We start from the raw sequence: 11,504 nt of genomic DNA on the forward strand, positions 1-11,504 counted from the left end.
GCTCCTTGAGTGGTGCGTCAGCTCTCGGTGCGGCGGCGGCGTGCGATCACGAGGATCGCGCCGCTCAGCGTGAGCATGACCGCCATGCCGATGAGCGCCCAGGCGGGCTCGGCTCCGGTGGTCGCGAGGGCGCCGGTAGCGGATGCTCCGGAGCCGCCCGCGTTCGCGCCGCCTCCGGGCGTCGTGCCGGGGGTGTCGGTGCCGCCTCCGGGGGTGCCGGGGATGCCGGGCTCACCGGGGGTTCCGGGTTCGCCAGGTGTTCCGGGGCCGCCCGGTTCGCCGCCGCCATCGGTCGTGCAGGCCATCGCTCCTGCGCGCAGCGCGTGTCCGCCGGTCTCACCGTCATCCGCCCAGACGGCGCCGCGCGCCCCACCGGTGCAGATCGGGGAGAGCGCGAAGCCCTCGTTGTTGAGGTTCGGCATGCCTGCGGGGCGTGCGACGACGGTCGACACGGTGAAGGATCCGGATGCGGCGCGGGCTGCCGGTGCAGCATCCGCACCGATCTCCAGCGCGGCCATGCGGCCCTCGCAGGTGTCGTCGCAGACGGCCCACAGCGTGTCGGACGCGGGGTCGTACTCCAGCTCCATGACGCCGGGAAAGCCGCTGTCGATCGTCGCGACGCGGGTGAAGCCTGCACCGTCCGCGTCGAGCACGTAGCCGTAGACGCCGCCGGTCGCTTCGAGGGCGACGAAGAAGACGCCTCCGGCATGCGGGCCGTAGCCGCTCGGATCGTAGGCGAGGCCGGTCGACTCGTCAACGAATCCTGCGGCGACGAGGTCGGCATCCGGGATCCACGCGATGCCCTCGAGGCCGGCGTTCGCACCGACCACGGGCAGATCGCTCACCAGGTTCCACTCGGCGCTTGCGACGAGCTCACCCGCGGTCGGTCCGGGCTGGTACCGCAGCACGGACGGGCGGCTGATCTTGCTGGCGCTGTTGTTGCGCTCGGATGCCACGAAGATCTGGTCGCCGACGAGGGCGACGCCTTCCGCGTCGACCTTGCCCGTGCCGTCGGGGTAGCGCAGGGCGCTTCCGCCGGTCCAGCCGGCATCTTCAACCCAGGCGGCGCCGTCGCGCACCAGGCGGTGCAGCGTGCCGTTGCCGTTGTTGACCGCCCAGAGGACGGTGCCGTCGGCAGAGAAGGAGAGGCCGCTCATGTCCGATCCGAAGGTTCCCGCGACATCTGCTGCCGTGATGTCGGCTGCACCGGGCCAGACGTCCGCGGTGGGTTCCGTGCTGACGCAGGCGTTCGCCGCACCCGGCGTCGCCGCGGTGCTCTCGGCGAAAGCGCCCGTGCCGTCGGGGCAACGCGCCCACGTGATCGCGGCGTGCGCGGACCAGGCGTGCTCGTCGATGAGGGTGCCGGTGGCATCGAACAGACGCGCAGCATCCGCTCCGCCCAGACCGAAGTTCTCGAACACGCTCACCTGCAGGTATCCGCCCGCGGCGATCGTCGTGCCGACGGGAAGGACGACCGGCGCCTTGTCGCCGGAGTCGCGCAGGCTGAAGCCTGAGGCGTCCACCGGCTCGTTCGAGATGTTGATGAGCTCGATCCAGTCGCCCACGGCATCGCCGTTGCTCTCGATCTCGTTGATGCGCACGGGCGTCGCGCAGTCGTTGGGAGCGCCCTTGGTCGGTGCCGTCGTGACGCCCCACGCTCCCGTGCCATCGGGGCAGCGGCCGAACGTGGTCGGGGAGTGGCCGCCGTCGGCGCCCGCCGTCCAGGAGTAGGAGTCGACGAGCGTGACGCCGTCGGCGAGGAACAGACGTGCCGAGTCGGCCTTGCCGAGTCCGTATCCGAGGAAGGTCTCCTCGGCGACCCAGAAGCCACCCGCGGGGATGCTCGTGCCCGCCGGGATCACGGCCACGTGCGCATCGTCACTGTCGCGCACGATGAAGCCCGAGAGATCGACGGCGGATGCCTCGGTGTTGTAGAACTCGATCCAGTCGCCGGGAACACCGTCGCTGGACTCGACCTCGTTGACGACGACCTTCGGAATCGTCGAAGGATCGACCGGGTTGACGGGGTCGACCGGCTTCTCCGGGATCGTGCAGTCGTTCGCCGCACCCGGCGTCGCCGTCACCGAGACGAGGAATCCGTCACCGCAGAAGCTGTAGGAAGTGGGGGCGTGGTCGGTCCAGGCGAACTGGTCAACGAGCGTCGTCGCGTCCGGCAGGTAGACACGCACGGTGTCGGCGCGGCCCAGACCGAAGCCCGATTCGGAATCGTCGTCGACCGTGATCAGCGCGAAGGCACCCGGGGCGAGGAGGGTTCCGGCGGCAATCGCGAAGGTGCGGTCGTCCTTGTCGTCCTTGACGACCCAGCCCGAGAGATCGACGGCCGCGTCACCGGTGTTGGTCAGCTCGACAGCATCCGCGACGGTGCTGTTGTTCTGGAACACCTCGTTGATGCGGATGCTTGGAGCCGGTGCAGCCGCGGGCAGTGGCTCGGCGGCTGCCGCGGGGCTCGCCGCCAGCAGCGGCGCGACGAGTGCGAACGCGGCGAGCGCGGTCGATGCACCGCGGGCGACGGTGCGATTCGGAGGTCGGACGGATGAACGCAAGAGCAGCTCCTTCGGGTGGGCGCGATGTCACGCGCATGCCCGTTCACGCTCCCGAGGTCGGGTGAACGCGGGCCGTGCGTCCGGTGAACGCCCCGGTGCGTCGGCATGAACGTCCACCCGACCGTGCGCGCACCGCGTGAGGCAGAATCGAAGCGTGAACATCGTCGTAGGGGTCACCGGTGGTATCGCCGCGTACAAGTCAGTCCAGCTCGTGCGGCTGCTGATCAAAGCGGGGCATGAGGTGCATGTCATCCCTACCGAGGATGCGCTGCGCTTCGTCGGCCTGCCGACGTGGGAGGCGATCAGTCGCAACCCGGTCACGACGAGCGTGCACGACGACGTCGCAAAAGTGCGCCACGTCGCCCTCGGCCAGAACGCAGAGCTCGTCATCGTCGCCCCCGCCACCGCGAACACGATCGCGAAGATGACGGCAGGGCTCGCCGATGACCTGCTCGGCACGACGCTGCTGGCGACGAAGGCACCGGTCGTGATCGCCCCCGCCATGCACACGGAGATGTGGCAGCATCCGGCGACGCAGGCGAACATCGCGACACTGCGTGCACGCGGCGTGCACATCGTCGGCCCGAATGCGGGTGAGCTGACGGGCGGCGACAGCGGACCCGGGCGGATGGTCGAGCCGGAGGCGCTGGTGGATGCTGCGTTCGCCGTGCTCGCTCCACAGGATCTCGATGGAGCGCGGGTCGTCATCTCTGCCGGTGGAACCCGCGAACCGATCGACCCCGTGCGCTACCTCGGCAACCGCTCTAGCGGACGGCAGGGGGTGGCGCTCGCCGCGGAGGCGGCCGCCCGCGGCGCAAGCGTGACGCTGGTGGCGGCGAACATTTCGGGAGATGTGCTCGCCGCGGCATCCGGAGTGCGGGTGGTTTCGGTGGGGACGGCGCGCGAGCTGCAGGACGCGATCGGGGATGCTGCGCCCACCGCAGATGTCATCATCATGGCCGCCGCGGTCGCGGACTACCGGCCGGCGACCGTCTCGACCTCGAAGCTGACCAAGGAGGACGGTGTGCTGGAGCGCATCGAACTCGTCGAGAACGACGATGTGGTTGCAGGGCTGGCGGCAGCGCGCGTGCCAGGTCAGATCGTCGTCGCGTTCGCCGCGGAGACCGATCTGGATGCCGCAGCCCGTCGCGATCGCGCTCGCCGCAAGCGAGAACGCAAGGGCGTCGACCTGCTCGCCGTGAATCTTGCGAACGAGGAGCACGGTTTCGAGAAGGCCGACAACGCGGTGGAGATCATCGGTGCGGAAGGCGCTGTCGTGGGTGAGGCTTCCGGGCCGAAGCGCGTGGTCGCCGCGGCGATTCTCGACGCGGTTGTTGCGCAGCGGGCCTCCCGCTAGCGGAGGCCTTCTCCTCCATCGGAGGGCCTCTTGCTCAGAAGAGTCCTCCGATCAGCGAGTTCTCCTTCGCAGCGGCGGCGCGAACGTGGCGCGGGCATCCTCCTCCGGGCGTGTCGTCCACAGGCTGCGGGAAACAAGCCGCGCGAGTCCGGTCTGTTCGCCATGATGTGAGCGTGAACACACAGAGCACCGAGAATCATGGCCCTCCGGTCGATAGCAATCATGTGGGCGGGAGTCTGGAGAGTAGTCAGGCTGCACTGTTTCTCATCGCAGGTCCGTTCCTGACGTTCTCGTGCGCCTTGATTCCCTTCATGCTGGCCGGTGTGTTCACGAGTCCCAGCCAGCCGGATTACTGGCTGCAACTGGGGCAGATCGCAGGCCTGCTTCAGCCTCTCCTCGGCGACTTCATCGGCGTGGCCGGAGTCATCGCAACGCTTCTGGTCGCACTTGCCGCCGCTACGAACTTCGGCCGGGGACACCACATGCTTGATGCGCGAGCGAGGTTCGCGATCGCCGCGATCGTGCTCATCTGTGTGATCGGACTGTCGATCGTCGCCGCGGGAACGATCGTGATTGCCGTTGACAATCCACGGGAGTGGGTGAGAGTTCTTCCGATCCTTCTCGTCTCGTGGGTTGTCGGACTGGCTGGGCAGGTCGTCGGATCGGGCGCAACGCCGCAGCTTCGTGCACATGAGGCCAAGAAGGTCTGGCATGCGCGCAAGAAGCGTGCGCAGGCTCGAGGGATTCGCTGGCGGGACTCGTATCCGACGACGTGGAAGCGAGTGCTCGCAGAATTGCTCCTGTGGGGCGGGCCGGTCGTCGTCTGGGGAGTGATCGTCGGGGTGTTGATCGTGACGGGCGAGGATTGGCTGCGCGAGAACGGCCCGTCGATGTTCGGGCTGGGGATGACGCTCTTCGGTGGCAACCTGCTCGTGGTAGCTGGCTGGCGGGTATCCGCCGATGTGTCGGTGTCGCCATGGGCGCGGGTAGTGCAGGCCCTGAGTATCGGGATCGTCGGACTGGCTATGAGTGTCTCCCTCGCGATCGTGGTCATCACTTCGTCCACGGTCATCGCATCGTTTGGCTGGTGGGTTCTCGGCGCCTCAGCGGTGACGGCTGTCGTGGTCGCGGTTCCGTGGGTTCGTCGTCGGATATGGCCGATGGCCATCATTGAGCACGCTTCCACGATTGGGGCGTTGAGGCGTGTTCGCGCGTGGAGGGATCGGATGATCGCCGCGCGAAATGCGGAGGCTCCTGGCGAAGCATCCGCCCCTCTGTTAAACTTGAGTCCAAGCCACTCAACTTTGAAGGAGTCTCTCCAAGGAGGAAACGATGACAACGCCCCAGAACGACGAACAGCAAAGCGCCCTCGAACAGTTCGGAATCAACCTCACTGACCGCGCCCGCCAGGGCAAGCTCGACCCGGTGATCGGTCGTGACAGTGAGATTCGCCGTGTGAGCCAGGTGCTCACCCGCCGCACGAAGAACAACCCTGTCCTGATCGGTGAGCCCGGCGTCGGCAAGACCGCCGTGGCGGAAGGGCTGGCGCAGCGCATCGTCGCCGGTGACGTCGCCGAATCCCTGAAAGACAAAGAGCTCGTCTCTCTCGACATCTCAGCTCTCGTGGCCGGCGCCATGTACCGCGGCCAGTTCGAAGAGCGCCTGAAGAGCGTGCTCAAGGAGATCACCGAGTCGGATGGCCGCATCATCACCTTCATCGATGAGCTGCACGTGCTCATGGGCGCGGGTGGCGGCGAAGGCTCGGTGGCGGCATCCAACATGCTCAAGCCGATGCTTGCGCGCGGTGAGCTGCGCCTGATCGGCGCCACGACGCTCAACGAGTACCGCGAGTTCATCGAGAAGGATGCTGCGCTGGAGCGCCGCTTCCAGCAGGTGTACGTGGGCGAGCCATCCGTCGAAGACACCATCGCGATTCTTCGCGGGCTCAAGGGCCGCTATGAAGCGCACCACGGCGTGACGATCTCCGACAGCGCGCTCGTCGCTGCCGCTGCGCTCTCGAACCGCTACATCCCGAGCCGTCAGCTGCCGGACAAGGCGATCGACCTCGTGGATGAATCGATGTCCCGTCTCAAGATGGAGATCGACTCCTCGCCCGTCGAGATCGACCAGCTCAAGCGCCAGGTCGACCGGATGAAGCTCGAAGAGCTGGCGCTCAAGAAGGAGAAGGATGCTGCTTCGAAAGAGCGCCTTGCTGCGCTTCGCGAGCAGCTTGTTGACTTGGAGCGCGAGCTCGATGTTCTCGAACAGCGCTGGGCACGCGAGCGCCAGAGCCTCAACCGCGTCGGCGACCTGAAGAAGAAGGTCGACGAAGCGAGGACCGAGCGCGACCGCGCGCTGCGCGAAGGCGACTACGTCAAGGCGTCGAAGCTCGAGTACGACACGATCAAGCGGCTTGAGCTCGAGATCGCCGAGGCCGAGCAGGCCGAGGCATCCGGAGCGGATGAGCCCCGCATGGTCAACGAGCAGGTGACCGAGGAGGACATCGCCGCCGTCATCGCCGCATGGACGGGTATTCCCGTCGGCCGGCTCATGCAGGGTGAGAGTGAGAAGCTGCTGCACCTGGAAGCCGAGCTGGGTAAGCGCCTGATCGGTCAGAAGAATGCCGTCGCAGCGGTGTCGGATGCAGTTCGTCGCTCGCGTGCGGGCATCAACGATCCCGGGCGTCCGACCGGATCGTTCCTGTTCCTCGGGCCGACCGGTGTCGGAAAGACCGAGCTGGCCAAGGCTCTCGCGGAGTTCCTCTTCGATGACGAGCACGCCATGGTGCGGATCGACATGTCGGAGTACGGCGAGAAGCACTCGGTGTCTCGGCTCGTCGGTGCCCCTCCGGGCTACGTCGGCTATGAGCAGGGCGGTCAGCTGACCGAGGCGGTTCGTCGCCGCCCCTACAGCGTCGTGCTGCTGGACGAGGTCGAGAAGGCGCATCCGGAAGTCTTCGACGTGCTCCTGCAGGTCATGGATGACGGACGCCTGACCGACGGTCAGGGGCGCACGGTCGATTTCTCGAACGTGATCCTGATCCTCACCTCGAACCTCGGTTCGCCGATTCTCATCGATCCGACGCTGTCGCTCGAAGAGAAGAACGACGCCGTGCAGGCGCTCGTGCGCCAGGCCTTCAAGCCGGAGTTCGTGAACCGGCTCGATGACATCGTGATCTTCCAGGCGCTCAGCGAAGACGATCTCGCGCAGATCGTCGAGCTCGCGGTCGATCAGCTGCAGGCTCGCCTGCACGAGCGTCGGCTGACTCTCGCGGTGACTCCGGATGCTCGCGCCTGGCTGGCCGAGCGCGGATACGACCCGGTGTATGGGGCGCGCCCGCTGCGTCGGCTCATCCAGAAGGAGATCCAGAACCGTCTCGCCACCGCGCTGCTCTCGGGCAGCGTGCACGACGGCGACACCGTGCGGGTCGACGTCGCGACCGACGGGGCAGGGCTCACGCTCATCCCGCAACGCTAAGACGCGATCTCACTTGTGGCGCGCATCACGCTTCGGCGGATGCGCGCCACTATCATTTCGGCATGAAGCTCTCGGGACGATTCGTGTTCGTCTTCCAGTGGATCGCGCCGATCGTGCTCATCGGATGGGTGCTCTTCGGCAGGGGACTGCTGGGGGCGCCGCTCGGATGGCTCGCCGCGATCGGTCTCTTCCTGTCGCCCATCGCGCTCCTCGCCATGTACATCCCGCCCGTACTCGTGCTCTTCGACCGCGAGGCGCGAATGTCGGCACGCACGCGGCGTGGGTATGAGATCGCGAGCTATGCGCTCTGGGGCGTGCTGGTCGTCATGGGCCTCGTGATCGTCGACGGAGGAGACGCCGGTCCCGTCGGTTCGGTGCTCACGACGTGGACCGGGATGGATGCTGGCGCGGGCGAAGTGTTCCTCGTCCCGGTGATGATCCTTGCCGTTCTGGCGCTGGCCGCGCAACTGGTCATGGCTGTTGTCGGGATCGTCGCCGGCCGGACGGCTACGGTCCTCGCGAACTAGACGCCAAAGGCTTCGGGTCAGGCGTGCGGTTGAAGTCTGCTTAGGTACGCATAAGTCGATGCGATCGATTTCTGCAGGCCACGGAGTCCGACGGCGGCGAGTAAATACTTCCCGCGCCAGCGTACGAGATTGACGATTGGCGCTAGCGTCAGTGCCAGCGTCGAGAGCGTTGGCGCAGGTGTTCCACTTTCGACGGCGACGACCACAGTAGTCGCAAGCGATACGAAAGCCGTTGTGATGATTGCGGTGATACGTGCTGCGCACTGAGTGGCTTCGCGGCCCGAAAATGCTTCGATCCAGAGCGCTATCGGAATCCAGCAAAAGACGACGAGGTATCCGAAAACCGCCCAGGCGGTTCGCGCCTCCATGGCACCGAATTTGCTGAGAACGAGGAACAGCAGCGCTGGCGCGAGCAGAACCCCAACACCGAGGGCAACAGGCCACCATGCCGGGCGCTCATTCACATGGATCGTCTGGGAGGTCACGCGAGGTACTTTCAGTCGCCGCTGCACGAGCACTGCGCGGGCATCGCTTCGGCGCTGTTCCCGTGTTCCCAACGATGCTCGTGAGCCGAGAAGCGCCAGCGTCAATGTCAGTACTAGTCCGATCAGTGTCCCCACTCCCGAAGAGCCGGGGCTCCACCCTGGTATCAGCCATGCAAGCACGATCCAGATTGTCCAGATGAACAGGGCGAGAGCGACCCCCAGGCATAGGTTGCCGATGAGGCGGCGCACTTCTGCGGAATCGACCAGGTCGACACGTCCGATGGCTGCGCGGGCCCGCCAGTCGGGAAGGTAGATGACCGCGATGCCAGCGATGAGTGCCGACATGCACATCGGGAGTACCCAGGATGCGGCGGAGCCAGCCTCGCCGAGCGCGCGATTCACCGTGACGGCCATGTTCAGGGACAGAAGGGCCGTGATACCGCTCGCGACCGGGACACTGCTTGCTGCCAACAGGCTGCCGAGGACGACTACTTGGACGGATGCGAGCCGAATGGTGAAGAGACCGTCTGGGGTCGGGCTTTGCTTCCGTCGGGGTCGACTCTGGTTCGCAGGCGTAGTCATGCCCCGATCGTAGGAAGCCCGCACATCGCTACCGCTCTGTGTGACATCGGAATGCAGCTACACGCGAAATCGCCCTGGTCGCCACGCAGAATGCATGACGGCCAGGGCTGTCGATGACAACTCAGTCGTTGAGAAGAACCGTCTCGGCCAGCACGCGACGCTCGCGCGGTGCGACCTCGCGCTCAGCGAGCGGGCCGGGCAGGGATGAAGGGTCGCCGACGAGGCCGACAGCGATCATTGTCGTGGGAACGAAGCGGCCTTCGAGGCCGGCGATCTCACTGACGGCGGCACGATCGAAGCCACCCATCTGGTGCACATGCAGACCGTCGTGGTGGGCCTGCACGGTGAAGTGCGCGACTGCCTGGCCGAGGTCGTACGCGGCGAAGTGAATCGGCTGGCCCTCGGCATCGGTCGTCTCGGCGACGGCGACGATCAGCGCCGCAGCGGAACCTGCCCACGCGGTGTTGAACCCGGCGAGCGTGCCGAAGAGCTGGCGGTGAAGCTCGGACCCGCGACGGGCGACGATGAAGCGCCAGGGCTGCACGTTGTTGGCAGAAGGCGACCAGCGTGCGGCCTCAAGGGCCGAGGAGAGAGCGTCCTCATCGATGGGCGTGATCGGGTCGAACGCGCGAGGGCTCCAGCGCCCGTCGAGGACGACGGGGTGGTCGGTGGGAGCGGTGCGATCGAGGACAGCAGTCATGAAGAGGCCTTTCGTGGTCGGAGTGCTTGGACCACGCTGTCCGCAACATGATCGTAAACGCATGCACGCGGATGGATATTCCGCGCTTCGCCAGCGAGAGCGCGCGAGTTGACGCGGAGGGGTGCTCACGCCCCGAGTTCCGGAGCGACCTTCTTCTCGAGTACCTGCACGGCTTCGTCCGACAGCGAGATGAGGCCGTCGAGCTCTTGGCGGACGCGCTTGTACGCGGCCTGGCGTTCGGCTGATGTCGCGGACTCGTCGACGGCGACCTTCAGCAGCTGCTGTGCGCGGTCCAGACGTTTGCGCTCGTCCTCGGTGAAGGTCGAGTTGCGCAGTCGGCGCGCATCCTTCTCGGCGATCTCGAACGCGACAGCGTAGTCGCCGACGGCATCGAGGTACTCGGCCGCCTGCTGCTCGGTGATCTTGGCGTCGGCGGAGGCGGGGCGCAGCGCATCCGCGGTCTTCTTCGCGCGGAGGAACGCCGCCGTCAACGGCTGCCGACCGTCACTCATGGCAGGAAAGGCGATGAGCTTCGCGACGTCGAGCTCGTAGTCGAGCCAGCGGGCGGTGATCTCGTCATGTTCGGCGAGGGTGCGCGCGAGGAGCTGCGCGGATGCTGCGGCAGGCGCGCTCTTCGCGGGAAGAACGGTCCGCGCAGGTGCTCCTCCGCGCGCGGCGATCTGCGCGGTCTTGATCTCCGCCTTGAGGCGCAGCGTCTCCATGCGACGCTCGTGGCGGCGTTTCGCACTCTTCTCCATCGCCTTGTAGACGCCGCCGACCGCGCCGGACGTCATCGCGAGGATCGGAAACGCCAACCACCAGTAGTTGCCGGCGAAGGTCCAGAACTCGTTCATGATGCTGACAGCCTACTGTCCGCCTGGCCCTGTCAGCAGGGGCGCAGGACCTACAGTGCGGGCGAGAGCGACGCCGCCGCAGCGAGCCGCAACGCACCCTGCGCGGGGGCATCGCCGCCGTGCTCACTTACGACGATGATCGCGTCGATCGCCGGGTCGAGGTGCCGACGGAGCGCTGCGCGGGTGGCGGGTGCGCCGCCGAGGCCGCCGGTCAGCACGATCCGCCCCGGATCGACGGTCGCGACGACCGTGCGCATGCCGTAGGCGAGCCACTTCGCGTACTCATCGATCGCCTGAGTGGCGGCGGGGGAGCCCGCGGATGCCTCGTCGAACAGCTCGTTGGTGTCGGCGGCTGTTGTTCCTCCGGCCGCGCGATATGCCTGCAGCAGGCCGCTGATCGAGACGTGGTCTTCGAGGATGCGCCCGTCCGGGAGTGGCAGGTCGGCGATCTCGCCGGCGGCGCCATGAGCCCCGCGCAGGACCGATCCGCGGTACACCAGTCCGAGACCGATTCCGGTGCCGGCGGCGACGACGGCGAGCGGCTCGCCCGCGTCCTCGCCGCGCTCTGCGAGTGCCGCCGTGAGGACGTCATTCTCCACAGCGACGGGAGCGCCGAGTGCCTGCTGCAGATGCGCGGAGAGAGTGAGTCCCTCAAGTTCGGGAACGTTCGGCACCTTGGTGATGACGCCCGTCTCAGGGTGCACAGCCCCGGGCACTCCGATGCCGATGCCGTGTGCGGGGCCGAGGTCGCGGATGAGGCGGACGAGCTGCGCGACGATCTCCGGCGCGGTCGGCTCCGTCGCCTCGGCGAGCACGACGCCGTGCTCGTCTGCGGCGATGGCGCGCACCTTGGTGCCGCCGACGTCGATGCCGATCAACCGGCGTCCGGCGTCGTTCTGAGAGAAGGTCATGAGGTCTTTATACCAAATTGATAGAAAGGAGGGAAGTCGTCATGCGA

9 protein-coding genes are annotated in these 11,504 nt (G+C 66.8%); 4 read left to right on the plus strand and 5 right to left on the minus strand.

What is annotated here, in order from left to right:
• Positions 1 to 17: 17 nt before the first annotated feature.
• The gene (locus tag AC1REM_RS04440) at positions 18 to 2,564 is read right to left on the minus strand and encodes a lamin tail domain-containing protein (RefSeq protein WP_492513517.1); all 2,547 of its coding nucleotides are present in this window, start codon (positions 2,562 to 2,564) and stop codon (positions 18 to 20) included.
• A gap of 136 nt (positions 2,565 to 2,700) precedes the next feature.
• Here AC1REM_RS04440 and coaBC point away from each other — a divergent pair, with 136 nt between their 5' ends.
• The 4 genes from coaBC to AC1REM_RS04460 all read left to right on the plus strand — a co-directional run bounded on the left by coaBC (position 2,701) and on the right by AC1REM_RS04460 (position 7,925).
• Positions 2,701 to 3,921, plus strand: a complete 1,221-nt coding sequence (coaBC, locus tag AC1REM_RS04445) for a bifunctional phosphopantothenoylcysteine decarboxylase/phosphopantothenate--cysteine ligase CoaBC (RefSeq protein WP_492513518.1) — start codon at positions 2,701 to 2,703, stop codon at positions 3,919 to 3,921.
• A gap of 173 nt (positions 3,922 to 4,094) precedes the next feature.
• On the plus strand, positions 4,095 to 5,318 hold the full coding sequence (locus AC1REM_RS04450; protein WP_492513519.1) for a hypothetical protein: 1,224 nt from the start codon (positions 4,095 to 4,097) through the stop codon (positions 5,316 to 5,318).
• Complete coding sequence (locus tag AC1REM_RS04455) at positions 5,254 to 7,398, plus strand: ATP-dependent Clp protease ATP-binding subunit (protein ID WP_492513520.1); 2,145 nt, start codon at positions 5,254 to 5,256, stop codon at positions 7,396 to 7,398. The genes AC1REM_RS04450 and AC1REM_RS04455 overlap by 65 nt, the downstream gene beginning before the upstream one ends.
• A gap of 62 nt (positions 7,399 to 7,460) precedes the next feature.
• A complete protein-coding gene (locus AC1REM_RS04460) occupies positions 7,461 to 7,925 on the plus strand; it encodes a hypothetical protein (protein ID WP_492513521.1) in 465 nt (154 codons plus the stop codon).
• A gap of 17 nt (positions 7,926 to 7,942) precedes the next feature.
• Here AC1REM_RS04460 and AC1REM_RS04465 read toward each other — a convergent pair whose 3' ends face one another.
• From AC1REM_RS04465 to AC1REM_RS04480, 4 genes are all read right to left on the minus strand, one after another.
• Positions 7,943 to 8,992, minus strand: coding sequence for a hypothetical protein (locus AC1REM_RS04465; protein ID WP_492513522.1), 1,050 nt, complete (start codon positions 8,990 to 8,992; stop codon positions 7,943 to 7,945).
• 121 nt (positions 8,993 to 9,113) lie between these two features.
• Positions 9,114 to 9,692: a nitroreductase family protein gene (locus AC1REM_RS04470; RefSeq protein ID WP_492513523.1), complete on the minus strand. Its 579-nt coding sequence runs from the start codon at positions 9,690 to 9,692 to the stop codon at positions 9,114 to 9,116.
• A gap of 125 nt (positions 9,693 to 9,817) precedes the next feature.
• On the minus strand, positions 9,818 to 10,546 hold the full coding sequence (locus tag AC1REM_RS04475) for a hypothetical protein (protein ID WP_492513524.1): 729 nt from the start codon (positions 10,544 to 10,546) through the stop codon (positions 9,818 to 9,820).
• A gap of 50 nt (positions 10,547 to 10,596) precedes the next feature.
• The gene (locus AC1REM_RS04480; protein WP_492513525.1) at positions 10,597 to 11,457 is read right to left on the minus strand and encodes an ROK family protein; all 861 of its coding nucleotides are present in this window, start codon (positions 11,455 to 11,457) and stop codon (positions 10,597 to 10,599) included.
• Positions 11,458 to 11,504: the final 47 nt, after the last annotated feature.

This window comes from Microbacterium sp. GW823-FHT02G05, from assembly GCF_058797175.1.

What these genes read in the sequence shown, in the direction of transcription:
- AC1REM_RS04455 (WP_492513520.1), top strand. Translation starts at nt 5,254, where the DNA reads ATGACAACGCCCCAGAACGACGAACAGCAAAGCGCCCTCGAACAGTTC.
- AC1REM_RS04460 (WP_492513521.1), top strand. Translation starts at nt 7,461, where the DNA reads ATGAAGCTCTCGGGACGATTCGTGTTCGTCTTCCAGTGGATCGCGCCG.
- AC1REM_RS04465 (WP_492513522.1), bottom strand. Translation starts at nt 8,992, where the DNA reads ATGACTACGCCTGCGAACCAGAGTCGACCCCGACGGAAGCAAAGCCCG.
- AC1REM_RS04470 (WP_492513523.1), bottom strand. Translation starts at nt 9,692, where the DNA reads ATGACTGCTGTCCTCGATCGCACCGCTCCCACCGACCACCCCGTCGTC.
- AC1REM_RS04475 (WP_492513524.1), bottom strand. Translation starts at nt 10,546, where the DNA reads ATGAACGAGTTCTGGACCTTCGCCGGCAACTACTGGTGGTTGGCGTTT.
- AC1REM_RS04480 (WP_492513525.1), bottom strand. Translation starts at nt 11,457, where the DNA reads ATGACCTTCTCTCAGAACGACGCCGGACGCCGGTTGATCGGCATCGAC.